The 18,287-nt window shown below is 69.7% G+C and carries 11 protein-coding genes and 1 pseudogene; 6 read left to right on the plus strand and 6 right to left on the minus strand.

Annotation, left to right across the window (positions count from 1 at the left end; translation table 11 throughout):
- The 4 genes from NON22_RS08795 to NON22_RS08810 all read left to right on the plus strand — a co-directional run.
- Window positions 1-1,749 (plus strand): TolB family protein (locus NON22_RS08795; RefSeq protein ID WP_257386556.1); only part of this gene is annotated, 1,749 nt, incomplete at its 5' end.
- Window positions 1,750-1,896: 147 nt separating this feature from the next.
- Window positions 1,897-2,892, plus strand: a complete 996-nt coding sequence (locus NON22_RS08800; protein WP_257386557.1) for an AraC family transcriptional regulator — start codon at window positions 1,897-1,899, stop codon at window positions 2,890-2,892.
- A 132-nt stretch (window positions 2,893-3,024) separates the two neighbouring features.
- On the plus strand, window positions 3,025-5,916 hold the full coding sequence (locus NON22_RS08805; protein ID WP_257386558.1) for a TonB-dependent receptor domain-containing protein: 2,892 nt from the start codon (window positions 3,025-3,027) through the stop codon (window positions 5,914-5,916).
- Window positions 5,917-6,167: 251 nt separating this feature from the next.
- Window positions 6,168-8,294 carry a delta-60 repeat domain-containing protein gene (locus tag NON22_RS08810; RefSeq protein WP_257386559.1) on the plus strand — a complete coding sequence of 709 codons (2,127 nt, stop codon included), beginning with the start codon at window positions 6,168-6,170 and terminating at the stop codon, window positions 8,292-8,294.
- A gap of 93 nt (window positions 8,295-8,387) precedes the next feature.
- Here NON22_RS08810 and NON22_RS08815 read toward each other — a convergent pair whose 3' ends face one another.
- From NON22_RS08815 to NON22_RS08830, 4 genes are all read right to left on the minus strand, one after another.
- Window positions 8,388-8,858 carry a DUF1203 domain-containing protein gene (locus NON22_RS08815; protein ID WP_257386560.1) on the minus strand — a complete coding sequence of 157 codons (471 nt, stop codon included), beginning with the start codon at window positions 8,856-8,858 and terminating at the stop codon, window positions 8,388-8,390.
- A gap of 80 nt (window positions 8,859-8,938) precedes the next feature.
- The gene (locus tag NON22_RS08820; RefSeq protein ID WP_257386561.1) at window positions 8,939-9,151 is read right to left on the minus strand and encodes a hypothetical protein; all 213 of its coding nucleotides are present in this window, start codon (window positions 9,149-9,151) and stop codon (window positions 8,939-8,941) included.
- A 235-nt stretch (window positions 9,152-9,386) separates the two neighbouring features.
- On the minus strand, window positions 9,387-10,991 hold the full coding sequence (locus tag NON22_RS08825; RefSeq protein WP_257386562.1) for a GMC family oxidoreductase: 1,605 nt from the start codon (window positions 10,989-10,991) through the stop codon (window positions 9,387-9,389).
- A 260-nt stretch (window positions 10,992-11,251) separates the two neighbouring features.
- On the minus strand, window positions 11,252-12,055 hold the full coding sequence (locus NON22_RS08830; RefSeq protein WP_257386563.1) for an MOSC domain-containing protein: 804 nt from the start codon (window positions 12,053-12,055) through the stop codon (window positions 11,252-11,254).
- 80 nt (window positions 12,056-12,135) lie between these two features.
- On the opposite strand from NON22_RS08830, the gene NON22_RS08835 reads away from it, so the two are divergent.
- The gene (locus NON22_RS08835) at window positions 12,136-13,425 is read left to right on the plus strand and encodes an NTP/NDP exchange transporter (protein WP_257386564.1); all 1,290 of its coding nucleotides are present in this window, start codon (window positions 12,136-12,138) and stop codon (window positions 13,423-13,425) included.
- A gap of 87 nt (window positions 13,426-13,512) precedes the next feature.
- Here NON22_RS08835 and NON22_RS08840 read toward each other — a convergent pair whose 3' ends face one another.
- Window positions 13,513-14,586: a hypothetical protein gene (locus NON22_RS08840; RefSeq protein WP_257386565.1), complete on the minus strand. Its 1,074-nt coding sequence runs from the start codon at window positions 14,584-14,586 to the stop codon at window positions 13,513-13,515.
- A gap of 172 nt (window positions 14,587-14,758) precedes the next feature.
- Window positions 14,759-15,850, minus strand: a complete 1,092-nt coding sequence (locus NON22_RS08845) for a hypothetical protein (RefSeq protein ID WP_257386566.1) — start codon at window positions 15,848-15,850, stop codon at window positions 14,759-14,761.
- Window positions 15,851-16,035: 185 nt separating this feature from the next.
- On the opposite strand from NON22_RS08845, the pseudogene NON22_RS08850 reads away from it, so the two are divergent.
- Window positions 16,036-18,287, plus strand: a pseudogene (locus tag NON22_RS08850) (hypothetical protein); the annotation flags it as partial.

An 18,287-nucleotide genomic window follows, 5' to 3' on the forward strand; every position in this document is an offset into this window, starting at 1 on the left:
GCCGCCGCGACGCCGGCGCCGATCCCGGTCGCGCCGCCGCGGCGGCGACGGCTCGCCTGGAGCGCCGCCGCCTTCCTCATCGCCGCCTTGCTCGCAGTCGCTGCGTACAGCCGGTTCGGCCGCGAGCGCAGCGAGATCGTCATCCTCGGCGCGCCGCAGATGCTGACGGCCGATCCCGGCGCCGAATCCACGCCGCGGCTGTCGCCGGACGGATCGCGCCTGGCCTATGTCGCGATCGATGCGGACAGCGGCCGCCAGCGCGTACAGGTGCGCGGCGTCAACGCGTCGGCGACCTTGCTGCCGAGCGCCGGAACCGGCGAGGAAGCCTGGCCGGTCTGGTCCGCCGACGGCGCGCAGCTCGCGTTCGTGCGGCAGCAGGCGTCGCGCTGCGAGCTCGTCACGGTGGATGCCTTAGGCGGCGCGGAACGTGTGCGGGCGGCCTGTCCCAAAGGGATGTTCGAAAGCTTCGACTGGTCGCCCGACGGCCGCGCGTTCGCGGTCGCGCGCTTCGACGGGCCGGGCACGGCGCGCCTGGCGCTCGTCGCCGTCGAAGGCGGCGATGCGCTGTCGTTCGACTATGCGCACGATGCGGCCGAACACGACCTCGCGCCACACTACTCGCCCGACGGCAACTGGATCGCGTTCCGGCGCGGGCTGTCGCCGTACTGCGATCTCTATCTGGTCAGCGCACGCGGCGGCGAGGTGCTGCGGCTGACGCGGCTCACGGCCTTGATCCGCGGCTTCGACTGGCTGCCCGACGGCAGCGGTCTCGTGTTCGCGTCCAATCACGAAGGCATCGAGGCGCTGTATCGCGTCGATCTCGACGACGGCCGCGTCAGCCCGCTCGGCGTATCGCCGGCGCAGATGCCCGACGTCGCCGCGCGCGCCGACGCATTCGCCTACGAGGTGCCGCGCACGCGCTCCATCATGCAGGGGCTCGTGCTCGACGATGCGGCCGCAGCCAGCGAGCTCGCGCCGTCGACCGGCAGCGACAGCTATGCGGCGCTGTCGCCCGACGGCAGCCGCATCGTGTTCGTCTCCGACCGCGGCGGCAGCCTGCAGCTCTGGCTGCACGATGCAGCGAACCGCCAGACCTATGCGCTGACGCGTGACGACGGCGCACGCTTCTTCTATCCGCAATGGCGCGCCGACGGCCGGCGCCTGCTCGTGACGCGGCGGCGTGCGATGCGCGGCGAGCTCGTCGAGATCGACCTGGACAGCCAGCTGCAACAGGTCGTCTCCGACGAGACCGTCGACGTGCGCTTCGGCACCTATGCGCTGGAGCGCGGCTATCTGCTGATCCATCGCGACGGCCGCGGCTCGCGTCTGCTCGAGCTGGCGGCGCCGCGCGAGCCGGCGCGCACCCTGCGCGAACAGGTTGCCGCGGTCGAGGTCGACCGGGCCGGCGGACACGTCTACTACAGCCGCGCCGACGGCAGCGGCGTGCGCGAGCTGCGCGCCGAGGCGGCCGACGAGCGCGTCATCGCCGCGGTCGGCAACCGCTTCGCCTGGCACGTGCGCGACGGCGCGCTCTGGTACTTCGACGCCGACGATGCCGATCCCGAGCAGATCCTGCTGCGCCGCCGGTCGCTGGCCGACGCGCGCGACGACGTGCGCTGGCGCACGCGCGATGCGATCGACCATCGCAGCTTCGATCTGTCGGCCGATGCGCGCCGCCTCGTGCTGATCCGCATAACCCGCAACGACACGGATATCGGTCTGTTGCGGTTCTTGCGGACACGGCGCTGAACCCTGGGCTGGCGCGCAGCGATGCAAAATCCCGCCGATATTTCACCGCTTTCTAAGCGCAATCTCGCCGCCGGTTCGGACGACCTCGGGATCTGCGCAGCGTCTGTGCCGTATTCCTTGCCCATCGCATCGGGCGAAGGAGACGACATGAGAATCATCGGAGAGACACTGCGCGTCGGCGCGCGACTGGAACTGGTCGGCGTGGATGCGCTGCGCCAGCGCTGCGGCGACAACGTGCTCGCGATCGTCGGCGGCGGCCGCGGTGCGACGCTCGCGACGGCCGGCGATGGCGGCTGCATCTGGCTGCCGCTGCGCGGCCGGCTGCGCCTGAGCAGCGGCGATACGAGCTTCACCCTCGAACCGGGACAGATGCTCGTCAGCGAAGCCGACCAGCGCCTGCAGGCCACCGGCCGCGGCAGCGCGCTGTGGGTCGCGTTGATCGCGCAGCGTCCGGGCTGGCGCCGAGCCCTGCTGCGCGCCGGTGCGGCACTGGGCACCGAACCCGGCCTCGTGCCGGCCTGGCATGCCGCGGCGCCGACCTTGCGCCGGCTCGCCATGCGGGTCGTGCGCGCCGTGCTCGAAAGCCGCGGCGAGTACGCGCTGCAGAGCGCCGTCGACGATCTGCTCGGCGGCGTGGTCGAGCTGCAGGCCGACTTTGCCGACATGATCGAGCGCTGTCCGGGCCGCACCCTGACCCAGCGCCAGAACGTGTTCCTGCGGCTGCAGCGCGTGCGCAACCTCATGGCCACGCGCTGCGAACAGGAACTCGATATTCCCGAGCTGGCCCGCGTCGCGAGCTACTCGCCCTGGCATTTCATCCGCGCGTTCCATTCCGTCTACGGCGAAACGCCGCACGCCTATCTCGTCGACCGGCGCCTGGAACGCGCGCGCCGGCTCGTACGCTCCTCGCCGCTGGCGATCAGCGAAATCGCCGGTGCGAGCGGCTTCGAGAACCGCTGTGCGTTCTCGCGGCTGTTCCGCCAGCGCTTCGGCATCAGTGCGGCCGCGCTGCGCCGCGAGCACGGCGTCGGCACGCGCGCACTGCGTCAGCGGCGTTGCGAGGACGAGCAACTGCGGCGCCCCGCAGTTTCCGCAACGCCGTCGGCCAACTCGCGCCAACTCGACGCCGCCACAGATTTTTAACGTTGCCGCACCGGGTATCGCCCGGTCTGCCGGCCTTGCCTGCGCACTCACCGACCGCGTCGGCGCCGCCATCGCCTCGACCACCGGCCTGCGGCGCTGCGGTCGATTTGTGAATAATTACTGGAGAAATACATGTACAAGTCTTCGCTCCCCCGAGCCGTTCGATCGGCGCTGTCGGCGCCCGGCGTCGGCGCGAGTGCCGTGCTGCTGGGCTGCTTCGCGCTGCCGGCGTCGGCGCAGCAGCCCGAACCGGCCTCCGAGGCCGACAAGCTGGAAACCATCGTCGTCACGGGTTCGCGCATCCGTCGCGTCGACCTGGAAACCGCCAGCCCGGTCTTCGTGATCGACAAGGGCCAGATCGAGAAGACCGGCAAGCTCACGGTCGGCGACCTGCTGCAGAGCACGCCGGTCATCGCCGGCGGCGCGACGGCGACCAACGGCGCCGTCAACAACGGCGGCGGCACGGGTGCGGCGACGATCGACCTGCGCGGCCTCGGCACCGCGCGCACCCTGATCCTCGTCAACGGCCGTCGTCTGGCCGGCCCGGCGCCCGACGTCAACGCGATTCCGATCAACCTCGTCGAGCGCGTCGAAGTGCTCAAGGACGGCGCGTCGGCGATCTATGGCTCCGACGCGATCGGCGGCGTCGTCAACTTCATCCTGCGCAAGGACTACCAGGGCATCGAATTCGGCGTGGACTACGGCATCGCCGACGCCGACGACGGCCAGCGCAAGGGCGTGACCATGACCTTGGGCCACAGCAGCGACAAGGGCAGCCTGATGGTCGGCGTGAACTACCACAAGCAGGATTCGGTCTCGGCGGCCGACCGCAAGTTCTCGCGCGAAGCGCTGTACCTGTCCTCAGGCTCGGTGTCCGCGGGCGGCTCCAGCCGCACGCCGCGCGGCCGCATCTTCCTGCCGGCGGATCTGATCGCGCAGTTCAACTGCCCGGCCAGCGCCGGCGGCTCGGTCACGCGCATCCCGGGTGCGAGCGGTGCGTCGCTGAGCGACTATCGCTGCTACAACGGCGCCGTCGACGCCTACAACTTCCAGGCCGTCGGCAACCTCGAGCTGACGCCGCAGGAGCGCGGCAGCCTGTTCGTGGTCGGCAACTACCGCCTGAGCGACAGCGTCGAGGCCTACGTCGAGGCCTTCCACAACAAGACGCGTGCGGCCTTCGCGATCGCGCCGCTGCCGTTCGACGCGCGCAACGACAACGTGCTGATCTCGCGCGACAGCATCTACAACCCGTTCGGCATCGACTTCGGCCGCAGCGGCGACAACGACTCGGGGAACGCGTTCGCGCTGCGTCTGGAAGCCGTCGGCAACCGCCGCGCCTCGACCGCCGTGTCCACCGACCAGATCAACATGGGCCTGCGCGGCGGCATCGGCAACACCAGCTGGCAGTGGGACGCGAACTTCACCTACGGCGGCTTCTCGCAGAGCCGCCTGTTCGGCGGCTACATCTTCCAGCCGAACCTCATCAATGCCGTCGGCCCCTCGTTCATCGACGCCAACGGCGTGCCGACCTGCGGCACGCCGACCGCGCCGATCGCCGGCTGCATTCCGGTCAACATGTTCAATCCGACCGAGACGCCCGAAGGCGTCGCGCTGCTGTCGGCGCCGTACCGCACGAACCTGAACTACGTGCAGCGCGAAGCCGAAGTCAACGCGAACGGCGAGCTGTTCGAGTTGCCGGCCGGCGTGGTCAGCCTCGCGGTCGGTACGTCGTACCGCAAGGAATATCAGAATTTCAGCCCGGACTTTCTCGCCACGGCGCTGCCGCCGGACTACACCAACTGCCTGCTCGCGCAGGACGCCTGCACCTCGGCCGTGGTCGGCAGCTACGACGTCAAGGAAGTCTACGGCGAAGCCTTCATTCCGATCCTGCGCGACGTCGCATTCGCCAAGACGCTGAACGTCACCCTGGGCTCGCGCTATTCGAAGTACTCGACCTTCGGCAATTCGACGAACTCCAAGTTCGGCGTCGAATGGCGTCCGCTCGACGACGTGCTCGTGCGCGGCACGATCGCCGAAGTGTTCCGTGCGCCGACGATCTCCAACCTCTACGCCGCGCCGGCCTCCAATGCGCCGACGTTCCGCGATCCCTGCATCGGCGTGACCTCGCCGGTCGGCGCCAACGCGAACATCGACCGCGCCTGCGCGAACGTACCGCGCGACGGCAGCTTCCAGGGACCGCCGAACGGCCAGACCACGGGCCTCGTCGCCGGCAATCCGAACCTGCGTCCGGAACAGGGCAAGGCGTTCACCTGGGGTCTGGTCTATGACCCGAGCTGGCTGGAAGGCCTGTCCACGAGCGTGGATTTCTGGCGCTTCGCGCTGAACGACAACATCAGCGCGCTCGACGTCAACACCGTGGCGCTGCAGTGCTACACGGCCGGCAACCTCTGCGACTACATTCATCGCTTCGAAGCCGACGGCCAGGTGTTCTACATCGACCAGCCGACTCTGAACCTCGGCCGCCTCGACGCCAAGGGCGCGGACTTCGGCATCAAGTACCGCCTGCCGGAAACGCGCTTCGGCACGTTCCGCGCGAGCCTCGACGCGACCTACACGGCGCAGTTCAACCAGCTGATCCGCGACAACAACGGCGCGCCGACCGGCACGATCTATGCGGCCGGCCAGTTCAACCGCCAGCTCGGCAACTATGCGCGCTGGCGCGGCCTGGGCACCTTGAGCTGGGAGCTCGGCAACTTCGACGCGAGCTGGACCACGCGCTACGTCCACGGCTTCGACCTCGGCACCCTGCGCCCGGGCGGCGAGTCCGCCGACGGCACCTTGCCGAACGTCGTGGTCAACTACGGCGCGACGACCTACCACAACCTGCAGTTCGGCTATCGCATCGAGCCGATCAACGCACGCGTGGAAGTCGGCGTGGACAACGCGTTCGACAAGCAGCCGCCGATCCTGTTCCAGAACAACGTCACCAACGGCAACACCGATCCGGTGACGTTCGACACGGTCGGCCGCTACTACTGGGCGCGGTTCAGCATCAAGTTCTAAGGTGCGGCGGAGCGACGTTCGCAGCGTCGCTCCGCATCTGTTTCGTCGCGTCTCCTTCGCAGCATCCAGACCGCGCGGTTCTCCGCGCGGTCTTTTTTTTTTTGGAGGATTCTTCGTCCCGTGGGAGCGGCCGGCGCCACGGTTGACCGACCGTGCCCGAATTGATCACGATCGGAAGCGTTTGTCGTGAGAGAATAATGGGCGGCCGATCAAGCCAACGCGTTGTCGTCAGGAATCTTCCGGGGGTATCCATGTCCAGCCGCGCCTTCCCGTCGATGTTCGCTCTCGCTCTCGGCCTCGGTGCGATGCCGCTGGCGGCGCAGACCATCGCAAGACCGTTGCCCGATCCGGCGATCACCGACTTCGTGAACCTGAGCCGTGTCGACGATCTGGCGCTGCAGCCCGACGGCAGCACGCTGCTCGCCGGCGACTTCACTGCAATCGGCGGCGAGGCGCGAAATGGCTTCGCGCGGCTGCATCCGGACGGCACGCTGGATCCGGCCTGGAATCCGCAGATTGCGTACTCGAAGGATACCGACGGCGACGAGCGTTACCTCGCCATTGCCGGCGAAGGCGCTGAAGTCTACGTCTCCGGCCCGTTCGACAGCGTCGACCGGAGGCCGCTGCGCGGTCCCGCCAGATTGACTGGTCGCGATGGAACGCAGCTCGATCCGCGTTGGCTGGGTGCGACGGAATGCGCGCAGGCGGCGCATCGTCCGCATCGGGAAGGCCGTTTCCTGTACGTGCCCAGCCGGTGTGAGGACGGTGGCTTGAGCCGCATTGATCTTTCCGCAGGCACGGTCGTGGATCGTTGGGCAGTCGGCCTGCGCACGGTGTCGGCGATTACCGGCGACGGCAACGGTAATCTGTTCGTCATTGCGGAGCCGTTGCAGGGCGGCAGCCGGCACAACCGGCTTTACCGGATCACCGGATCCGGGCAGATCGACGCGGACTGGAATCCGCCCGTGGCGCCGGATCCGGGCAGCAACCTCGCGAGCGACAGCGTATCGGTCTTCACGATCGTCGCTGGACGCGTCCAACGGCTTTCGGCCGCCGGGCGCGGAGAGCCAATGGCCGGGTGGCACTACGCGAACGTGATCGAGGAAGAGCGAGTGCTGCTGTTCGATCGCGGCCATCTACTCGTGGGCAGCGGCTCGGCGAAAGACCGCGGACTCGTGCAGCTCGACGGCTCGACCGGGCAGCTCCAGGCCAGCTACGCCGCGCCGGCAGGGGCCGAGGTTCGCGCGCTGCTGCGCTATGCCGACGGCAGTATCGGCGTCGGCGGCCGCTTCACCGAATTCGCCGGCATTTCCGGTCTCGGCTTCGTGCGGCTGGGTGCGCCGGGAGCGCGCAACTGGCAGGTCGATGCGGAAACGCCGGCGAAGATCTGGGGAATCGTCGCCCAGCGCGACGGCGGCGTCATCGTCTACGGCCAGTTCGCGCGCGCGAACGGTCTGACGCGCCGCAATGTGCTTCGCGTGCGTCCCGATGGCCGGCTCGACCGATTCTGGCGGGCCGATACGAACGGACGTGTTTTCGGCGCCGCCACCGATTCGGCCGGCAACGTCTACCTCGGCGGCCAGTTCAATCAAGTCAACGAAACCGCCACCGCCGGTGTCGCCAAACTCACGCGCGGCGGAACGGTCGTCGCGGGCTGGTCGCTGTCTCCGGCGGTTTCCACGACCACATCGTCGCTGTTCGTCGACGGCATGGATCGGCTCTACGTCGACGTCCGGCGCTATTCCAGTGCGACGGGCATCCAGGACGGGGCCTGGAGCGTCAGCTCCGGCGTCGGCGCGCTGTCCGTGGGCCAGATCGACGACCGTCTGTACGTCGGTGGGCCGTACGTCAACTCGTTGCCAGCCTACAATGCGATAACCAGCCATGATGTGGCAGGCAATGGTGCCGCCGCATGGCAGCTCAGTCCGTTGGAGGCGAGCGCAGTACCGCGTTATCTGTTCGTCCGCGGTGTCGGCAGCAGCATCGTCGTCGGCGGACTCTTCACCGCGCCGCGCATGGGGCTGATGAAGGTGCTGCCCGGTACCGGAAGTGCCCAGGTCGACAATGCCTGGGACGCGCAGGCCAACGGTTTCGTGCTCGGACTGGCCGCAGGGGCCGGAGGCGATCTGTTCGTTTCCGGCACCTATACGAGCATCGGTGGTGCTTCGCGTGCCTCGCTGGCGAAGCTCACCTCCAGTGGTGCCGCCGCCGCCGACTGGATCGCCGAGCTGGCGCCGACACCCGTAGCCGATATCGGCAGGGGCCTGGCCTTGAATGGTCGCGGCCGCGTCTATGTCGCCGATCCCGCAGTTCCCAACGGCTTTGCCGCCTATCCGGAGCGTGCCGACGACCTGATCTTCGCGGACATGCTGGAGTGACTGCGGCTTGCGCCTGCAGTGCAGGGCCGACGCCGCAGGCGGTCCTCGGCCCTGGCCGGACTGGAACCAGGGCTTGCACGGTTCCGGCAATACTCAGCCGGCGCGCTCGATGCGCGCCGCATAGCAGCCGCGCACGGCGTAGTGCGCATGGACGTAGTCGACGAGTGGGTCGGCCAGCAGCCGTCGTATCGCCGGTGCGATCGCGTCGCCGTCGGCGAGTTCGGCGGCCCGCATGTCGTGTTCGCGGTCGAATGCGCGCAGCGAGATCGTGCGCCGGTACATGACTTCGGGGACTTCGTCGACGAGGTCGGCGGCCCGTTCGGCGCCTTCGCGCACGAAGATCGCATGGCTGCTGCGATACGGCGTGTCGGCCGGCTGATGCAGATAGTTCAGCAGGATCAGGCTTTCGCCGGGCTGCGCGTCGCGCAATTCGATGCGGTCGGGAAAACCCGGCTGGCGGTCGGTGATGCGGCGCTGCGCGCCGTGCTCGCGCAGCGCCGCATCGGACAGGCCGTAGAGATGAAGGAACGGCGCGGGGGCCAGGCCGCGGATACGGAAGTGCATGACGATGCTCCGACGAGGGATGAAGCCAGCTTCGCCGGTGGCCGTGCCGCGCGCCATCCGCTTCTTGCGCGGCGCGTGAATCAGTCCGGGCGCGCGCGCCGGCGCAGATGCGCGTGCAGCTCGATCAGCTGCGCACCGTCGCTGTCGGACAGCTCGGCGGGGTCGTTCGCCGCAGCGACCGCGAGCAGGCGGCAGAGGCGGCGCGTGGCCGTCGGGTAGCGCTGCGGGAACGGCGTCGGCTCGGCCGGACGCCAGGGAGTAAACGCAAACAACGGAAGCGGTCGATTCGGCATGGTCGGGTCTCGCGAGCGGGTGAGGGAAGTGCCGATCCGGCGCACGCGGCCGCCTCCCGCCAGGGAACGGGAGCGACGAAGGCGTGGTATCCGGTATCGGAGCGGTCGCTGCGGCGGTGCGGTGCGCACGCCGTCTGGACGACGCCGCGCAGTCTCTGCGCGGCCCATCTCACGGACTGCGATGCCGCCCCGCGGCCCCGCGGCTCGGCAGAGCCGCGGGCGCGGCGCGCGGGACTCAGGCGGCCTGCGGCACCGCCTCGCGCATGCCGAGCAGCAGGTCGCTGGCGCGCTCGGCGATCATGACGGTGGGGGCGTTCGTATTGCCGCCGGGCAGCACGGGCATGACCGATGCGTCGACGACGCGCAGCGCGTCGACGCCGCGCACGCGCAGTTCGCTGTCGACGACGGCAGCGTCGTCATTGCCCATGCGGCAGGTGCCTATCGGGTGGTAGATGGATTCGGCCTTGCGCCGGATGAACGCGACGAGATCGGCATCGCTGACCGCGCCGCTGCCCGGGAAGATCTCGTCGCCGCGATACGCGGCAAACGCGGGCTGGGCCAGGATCTCGCGCGACAGGCGCGCGGCTTCGACGAGCATGCGCAGGTCGAAGCCGTCGGCGTCGCTCAGATAGTTCGCATGGATCGCGATCTTCTGCGCCGGGTCGGCCGAGCGCAGCGCCAGATGGCCGCGGCTGCGCGGCCGCAGCGCGCAGGCGTGCAGGGTGTAGCCGTAGCCCGGCAGTCGATTGCGGCCGTGATCATCGAGCAGGGCCGGCACGAAATGGAACTGCAGGTCGCAGCGTTCGTCGGGCGCCAGGCGCGAGCGCACGAAGCCGCCGGCCTCGGCGATGTTCGACGTGCCGATGCCGCGGCGGCGCAGCAGGAATTCCAGCGCGATCGCGACGTCGTTGGTCTTGTCGTAGGTGATCGGCTGCGTGCAGCGCGTCAACGTGCAGATGTCCAGATGATCCTGCAGGTTCGCGCCGACGCCGGCGCTGTCGACCTCGACGCCGATGCCGTGCGCGCGCAGCGCCGCGGCCGGACCGATGCCCGAGAGCATCAGCAGCTGCGGCGAATTCAGCGCGCCGCCGCTCAGGATGACCTGGCCGGCCTCGGCGCGCATCACGCGGCCGCGGTGACGGTATTGCACGCCGACCGCGCGGCCGCCGGCCAGCAGCACGCGCTCGGTCGCCGCCTGCGTGAGCACCTGCAGGTTCCCGCGACCGCGCGCCGGCTGCAGGTAGCCCTGCGCGGTGGAGCAGCGCGCGCCGTTCTTCTGCGTGACCTGGTAGTAGCCGAAGCCGCTCTGGCTCGGCCCGTTGAAGTCGGTGCTGACCGGATGGCCGAGCGAGGCGGCCGCATCGATCAGTGCCTGGGACAGCGGATTGTGATGGCGCAGGTTCGACACCGACAGCGGACCGTCGGCGCCGTGCAGGCTGTCGGCGCCGCGCTCGTTGCCTTCGCTGCGGCGGAAGTACGGCAGCACCGCATTCCAGTTCCAGTGCGCGTCGCCGGCCAGCTGCGCCCATTCGTCGTAGTCGCGCGCGTCGCCGCGGATGTAGCACATGGCATTGATGGAGCTGGAGCCGCCGAGCACCTTGCCGCGCGGCCACCAGAGCCGGCGGTTGTCGAGCTGCGGCTCCGGCTCGGTGGAATAATCCCAATTGACGCCTTTTTTTCCGACCAGCTTGGCCAGTCCCGCCGGCATGTGGATGAACGGATGCCAGTCGCTGCCGCCGGCTTCGAGCAGCAGCACGCGATGGTTCGGATTCGCGCTGAGCCGGTTGGCCAGCACGCAGCCGGCCGATCCCGCGCCGACGATGATGAAGTCGTACGTCATTGCCTGTGCCGTGGGGAGGACGAGGATCGGGCGAGGCTAGGAGTGGGGGCTAGAGCAGATGCTCCATCGCAGTGCAGCATGGCGGTAGTGTCTGTTCGCCCGCAGTCCGTCGAGCCGGAGATGGATGATAATCCGCGGGTCGGCGCCGCAAGCCGGCTTCCGCGTGACACAACGCCATTGCCGAGGTCCTGTCCGTCGAACATCCGCGACACGATCTTCGCGACGCATTTCGACTGAGCGGCCGGCATGCGGCGCAGGTGCTACTCCAGCACCTCGACCACATCGCCGAGCGCAATCGTGCCGCGGCCGCGCGGAATCAGGTTCTGGCCGAACGTGACGCCGGTCGGCGTGCGCCGGTAGCTCGTCAGGGTCTTCAGCGGCTCGCCGTCGGCATTGCGTTGCCCGCGTAGCGGATCGACCGTCGTGAACACGCAGCGCGTGCAGGGCTTGACCACGTCGAACTCGACCTCGCCGATGCGGATCCGCTTCCAGCCGTCCTCCGCATGCGGCGGCGTGCCGGCGACGACGAGATTCGGGCGGAAGCGCAGCATGCCGACGGGTTCGGCCAGGCGCGCATTCAGCGCGTCCAGCGCCGCGGCGGAAATCAGCAGCTGCGGATAGCCGTCGGCGAAGCTGACTTCGTCGCCGGGGCGGCCGTAGTCGGGATTGACCGCGCGATGCGCCGCGTCGTCCATGTGGACCAGCGCGAGCTCGGCGCCGAGACAGCGGCTGAACCACGCGTCGGCGGCCGCGTCGGCCGGTAAGGCGTCGACGACCGAGCGCCAGACCTCGACGCGGCGGCGCGGCGCATCGGCCGCCGGCAGCGCGACGTCGAGCGCCGGCATGTCCGGCGCTTCGAGGCGCAGGCCCTGCGGCAGCGGCGTCGCGCGGATCAGCGGCATGCGCGCATGCAGCCGTCCGGTGACGAATTTTCCGTTCTGGTCGACGACGAGCCAGCGCCGGTCGCCGGCGAGCCCGCGCGGTTCGACCTGGGCCGAAGCCGGCGCGAGCGCGGCGCAGGACTTGACCGGATAGACGTAGAGCGCCGAGAGCGAGGCTGACATGGGCCGATTATGCCGTGTCGCGTTCCCGTCGCGCGCGCATGCTAGGCTTTGCGCGCTTTCGTTTCAGCCGCGGGATCTGCATGAGCTCTGTGTCGGAGCGCCTGGAAAGCTATCTGCGCAATACGGTCAAGAGCCACGAATGGGCCGCCCTGTGCGTTTCGGCCGCCTATTTCTTCTGCGTGCTCGCGAGCTACTACATCATCCGTCCGGTGCGCGACCAGCTGTCCGCCGCAGCCGGATCGACGCAGCTGCCGATTTTCTATCTCGCCGTGTTCGTGGTGACCCTGCTGTTGACGCCGGTATTCGGCGCGCTCGCCGCGCGCTTCCGGCGCAGCCAGTTCGTGCCGGCGGTCTATGCCATCGTCGCGGTGCTGACCATGGCCTTCATTCCGCTGTTCGCTCAGCAGGAGCGCATCGGCGCCACCGTGCTCGGCACCTTGTTCTTCATCTGGGGCAGCGTGTTCAACCTGCTCATCGTGGCGCTGTTCTGGAGCTTCATGGCGGACATCTTCGACCGTGCGCAGGCGCGTCGGCTGTTTCCGCTGATCGCGATCGGCGGCGCGCTCGGCGCGATCGCCGGGCCGACGATGACCAAGCTGCTCGTGTTCGCCGTCGGCGTGCGCGGGCTGCTCGTCGTGTCGGCATTGCTGCTCGGACTGTGCATCGCCTGCATCTACTGGCTGCTGAGCTGGGCCCGGCGCAATCCTGTCGTCGGCGAACCCGATCGCGATCAGCGCGTGATCGGCGGCAGCATGATCGCCGGTGCGATCGAGACCCTGCGTTCGCCGTTCCTGCGCCGCGTCGCGCTGCTGATGCTGCTCGGCGACTGCGTGGGCACCGTGATCTACGCGTTCCTCGCCGACTACAACCGCGCGATGTTCCCGACCCAGGCGGCCGGCATCGCGTTCGCGTCCAATCTCGATCTCGCGACGAACATCCTGCAGATCCTGTTCCAGCTGTTCCTGACGCGCGAGATCATGGTGCGCCTCGGCCCGATCGCCGCGCTCGTGCTCGACGGCATCGTCAAGGCGCTGATGCTGGTTGGCCTGGTCGTGGTCGGCCCGGGCTGGATCGTCGTCGCGGCGGTGGTCACGCGCGCGAGCGCCTACGGCATCTTCAAGCCCGCGGCCGACTCGCTGTACACCGAGGTCGATGCGGAGACGCGCTACAAGGCCAAGAACTTCATCGACACGGCGGTCTGGCGCTTCGGCGATCTAGCCGTGACCAGCAGCCTGAACCTGCTGCGCGGCCTCGGCGTCGCGACCGGCGGACTCGCGCTGCTGGCCGCGCTCGCCGGCGTGTCCTCGGCGTGGGTGGGCTGGCGCATGCGCCGGGCGCTGCCGTCGGCGGCATTGAAGGCCGAAAGCTGAGGGCGGCCGCCTGCGCCAGGCGTGACGGCTGCGACCGCGCTCAACAGTGCAACCGGGTCGCGGCGAGCGCCGCCGGAAGCTCCGGGCCTACGGCTGAAAGCCGTTGCGGAAGATGAAGTCCGGCGGTCCGGCCGGCACGCCGAACGGTATGCCGACGGTATACGGGCTGACGTTCGTGCCCTGCAGTATGCGGACCGGCGCGAGGTCGCCGGCCGCGCCGGGGCTGTAGCCGTACTGGAGGACGCGGTTGTCGGCCGGATTGGAGCCTCCGGGCATGCTGACCATGATCCGCTGCGCGTAGGGATCGAAGCCGATGCCCGAGAAGTAGCGGCCGTCCGGCAGATCGAGCTGGGTCGAGCCGCCTTCGATCGTGTCCAGCGGCACGGCGTCGCCGCTGGCCGTATCGGCGAAGATCGCGATGACGCCGCGGCGCGTACCGCCGACCGGCGGCAGCTGGCGCAGCACGAACAGACGGCGCGAACCCGCGTCGTAGGCGAGTCCTGTCGCATTGGCCACGCCGGCGCCGGTCAGCAGGCGCGTCGGCGCGACGAAGCCGTTGGCCGTGCGCGCATGGAAGACGATGCGCGCGGCCTGCGGCGGCGCCGAGTCGTAGTCCTTGACCGCGTATTCGTCGGTCGCGGGGATATAGATCAGCGACGAAGGGTTGTTGAGCTTCGTCGTCGTGTCGGCGCCGCCGCCCCAGTTGATGCCGCGGATGCGCGCGACACTGTTGCCGCTGGCCTGCAGCGGATAGGTGTAGATGCAGCAGTTCGACGCGATGACGCCGAGCTCGCCGTGGGCGGGAACCGGCGCGTTCGCACGCGTCTGTGCGAGCTGCGGCGGATCGAGCACGCGCAGCGGCGCGACGTCGCCGGTCGCGAACGCGGGATAGACGCGGATCGCCTGGCCGCCGAAATCGGAGATGTAGACGACCTGCTCGTTCGGCTCGTAGGTGCCGAACATCGGCTGGTACAGCTGTGTGGCGGGACCGGAAATCTCGCCGACCGGCGCGGCGCTGCCCGTCGCGTCGGGATGGAAATGGCGCAGCGGATGATTCTGGCCGGCGCTCGTGGCGAAACCGCCGAGCATCATGTCGGCATGGCCGGGAGCCGCCGCGATCGCGGCGACGGTCAGCAGGCAGGCGAGGGCAGGGCGGCGCATGGCGGGGGATTTCCGGGAGAGTCGTCCTTTGCTACGGCGAAACGGAACGGAAATCCCAAATCGTTTCGCCCGATTCGCCGGCCGCGGTGGCAGGCCAAGCCGACCGGCGCCGTGCAGCGGGCCGCGAGTGTCCGCGCCGCCCGGCCGTTGCCGGCAGCGTCGGCAGTCGCGCTCAGAACGCGTTCGGGGTCGCCTCGAAGCCGCTGCGGAAGATGATCTCGGCCGGCACGCCGAACGGAACGCCCGGGTAGTACGGACTCACGTTGCTGCCCTGCAGCTGGCGTACCGGAGCGACGTTGCCGCCGACGTCCGCGGCGTAGTCGAACAGGAGCACGCGGTTCAGCGCGGCATTGCCCGAGTTGCCGTTGCTGCTGGCCACCAGGCGCGACGTGTACGGATCGAAGCCCAGGCCTGCCCAGTACTGGCCCGCGAGCAGGTCGAGCCGGGTCGCATCGCCTTCTATGACGGTCAGCGGCGGAGCGTCGCCGCTGGCGTTTTCGTCGAACACGGCGATGCTGCCGCGCTGCACGTCGTTGGCGTCGGGAGGCGCCTGGCGCAGCACGAACAACCGGTGCGTGGCGCGGTCGTGGGCGAGGCCGACCGCATAGGCGACGCCGGCGCCGGTCAGCAGGCGCGTCGGCGCGACGGTGCCGCTGGCCGTACGCGCATGGAAGACGAGGCGCGACGCCTGCGGCGGCGCCGGGTCGCTGTCGATGACCACGTATTCGTCGCTGCCGGGCAGATACGTCAGCGCGTTCGGGTTATAGAGCTTGGTCGTCGTGTTGCTGCCGCCGCCCCAGTCGATGGTGCGGATCGGCGACACGGCATTGCCACTGGCGCGCAGCGGAAAGGTCGCGATGCAGCAGTTGGAGACGATCACGCCGAGTTCGCCGTAGGCCGATACCGGCGCATTCGCGCGCGTCTGCGCGATCGACGGTGGGTTGAGCACGCGGATCGGCGCGGCATTGCCGGTCGCGGTCGCGGAATAGACGCGGATCGCGCGGCCGTCGAAATCCGAAACGTAGATGACGTTTTCGTCGGGTTCGTAGACGCCGAACGCAGGCTGGTAGAGCTGAGTGTCCGGGCCGGCGATCTCGGCGACCGGGGCGTCGCCGCCCTGCGCATCGGCCGAGAAACGGCGCAGCGGATTGCCCTGGGCGGTCGACGGACCGTAGCCGCCGATCATCATCTCGCCGCGCGCGGGCAGAGCGGCGGCCGTGGCGGCGGTCAGCAGGCAGGTGGCGAGGAGAACGGTGTTGCGCATGGCGTGGTGATCCTGGGGAGTCGTGCTGCATCGACGGCAAAGCGTGTTCGAAGCCCTCATCCCATTTCGTTCTGCGTGCACGGCGGCGGCCTCAGGACGCCGCGCATCGCCCTGGCGCGGACGAACCCCGTAGACTCGGCGCCGTCGTTGCAGCAGCCTCTTTCGCCGCGATCAGGGAGTCGGTCATGCGTCGGGTTTTCTGTCTGTTGTCGTGGGTCCTGTTCCTGTTGTCGGCGGCCGCGCAGGCGCAGGCGCCGGCGGCCGATCCGATTCCGGCGGTGCTGCGGGATTGGCGCGGCTGGGTGCTCAAGGACCAGGAGTTCCGCGGCTGTCCGCTGCTGGCCGGCGCGGCGGCCGCAGGGGCCGGCGATTTCGTCTGCGCCTGGCCCGGCCGCCTCGCGCTGGACGCCGATGCGGGCGGGCTGCGCTTCACCCAGCAATGGCGCGTCGATGCGGTCAGCTGGATCGCCTTGCCCGGCGATCTGCAGGACTGGCCCCAGGACGTGACCGTCAACGGCCAGGGCGCGCCGGTGCTCGCGCGCGAGGACGCACCGCAGCTGCGCCTGGGCCCCGGCGTCTACCGCATCGAAGGGCGCATTCCGTGGGTGCGCCGGCCGCAGCAGCTGCGCGTGCCGCTGAACGTCGCGCTGATCGATCTGCGCGTCGACGGCAAGGACGTGCAGCCGCTCGAACGCAACGGGGACCAGCTGACCCTCGGCCGCGGCGAGGCTGCGGCGCCCGAAGCCGACGCGATCGCGATCGAGGTATTCCGCAAGCTGACCGACGACGTGCCGGCCCGGCTCGAAACGCGGCTGCGCCTGCACGTGTCCGGCCAGGCGCGCGAGGAAAGCCTCGGGCCGGCGCTGCCCGACGGCTTCGTGCCGCTGGCCTTGAACGGCAGTCTGTCCGCGCGTCTGGGCAATGACCGCCGGCTCCACATCCAGGTGCAGCCCGGCGACTGGGACATCGGCCTGCAGGCGCGCGCGACGGCGCCGCTGGCCAAGGTCGTCGCGCCGACGATAGAGGCGCCGTGGCCGGAGCAGGAAATCTGGAGTTTCGAAGCGCAGAGCTGGCTGCGCGTCAGCGGTGCCGACGGCGAGCAGCCCATCGATCCGGCCCAGGCCGGCGTGCCCGAGGAGTGGCGCGGCCTGCCGGCCTTCGCACTGGCACCCGAAGCCGCGCTGACCGTCGAGGAGCGCTCGCGCGGGCTGTCCGGCGAGGATGCGAACCGGCTCGCGCTACAGCGCGAGGTCTGGCTGCAGTTCGACGGCAGCGCGCTGTACGCGAAGGACCGCGTGACCGGCACCATGCATCGCGACTGGCGCCTCGACGCCGTCGCACCTTACGTCATCGAGCGCGCGCAGAGCCGCGGCGAAGGCCTGCTCGTGACCACGGCCGCCGACGGCGCGACCGGCGTGGAGCTGCGCGAGGCCGCAGTGGACCTGTCGGCCGGCGTGCGCGTCGCCGCGAACGGCGGACGCCTGCCGATCGCCGGCTGGCGCCAGACCTTCGACAGCATCAGCTGGCAGCTGCATCTGCCGCACAGCTACCGGCTGCTGGCCGCGCTCGGCGCCGACCGCGCCGACCAGAGCTGGGTGTCGCGCTGGACCCTGCTCGACGTGTTCCTCGTCGCCGTGACCGCGCTGCTCGCGGCGCGGCTGCTCGGCTGGCTGGCCGGCGCGTTTGCGCTGGGCTATCTCGTGCTCGGCTATCACGAGGCCGGCGCGCCGCTGTGGACCCTGCTGCTCGTCGTCGCGCTGGGCCTCGTCGTCAAGGCGCTGCCGGCGGGCCGGCTGCGCCAGGGCTTCGGCATCGCCGCGCTGCTGTGCGGGCTGCTGCTCGCGCTGCTGACCTTGCCGTTCGTCGCGGCACAGGTGCGCTACGTGCTGTATCCGCAGCTCGAGTCCCAAGGCTTCGCCGCGCCGGCTTCTGCGGGCAACGCCATGGAGGCCCAGCGCGACCAGGAGATGGCGGAACCGGCGATGGAGGTCCAGTCCGTGCCGGCGCCTCCGGCCCCGCAGGCCGAAGCGGGTTTCAGCAGCAACAGCCTCGGCGGCGCGCTGGACAAGACCTACAACTATGCCGCCGTGGCCAAGTCGCGCGCGCGGCAGACGCAGAACAACCTGGTGCAGCGCTATGCGCAGAACACCGTGATCCAGGCCGGCCGCGGCGAGCCGTCGTGGAGCTACGGCCGCGTCTATCCCTTGTACTGGAGCGGACCGGTGCTGGCCGATCAGGAAGTGCGCCTGATCATTGCGCCGCCATGGCTGACGCGGCTGCTGCGCCTGTGCATGCTCGGCCTGCTGATCGCGACCCTGGGCGCTCTCGTGCGCCGCCTGCGCGGTGCCACGAGCGGCACCGCCGGCGGCAATGGCGGCAATGCGACGGCCGTCGCCGCGGCGGGCTGGCTGCTCGCGACGGCGCTGCTCGCACCGGC

It is taken from the genome of Tahibacter caeni, assembly GCF_024609805.1.
GTDB classification, from domain to species: Bacteria; Pseudomonadota; Gammaproteobacteria; order Xanthomonadales; family Rhodanobacteraceae; genus Tahibacter; species Tahibacter caeni.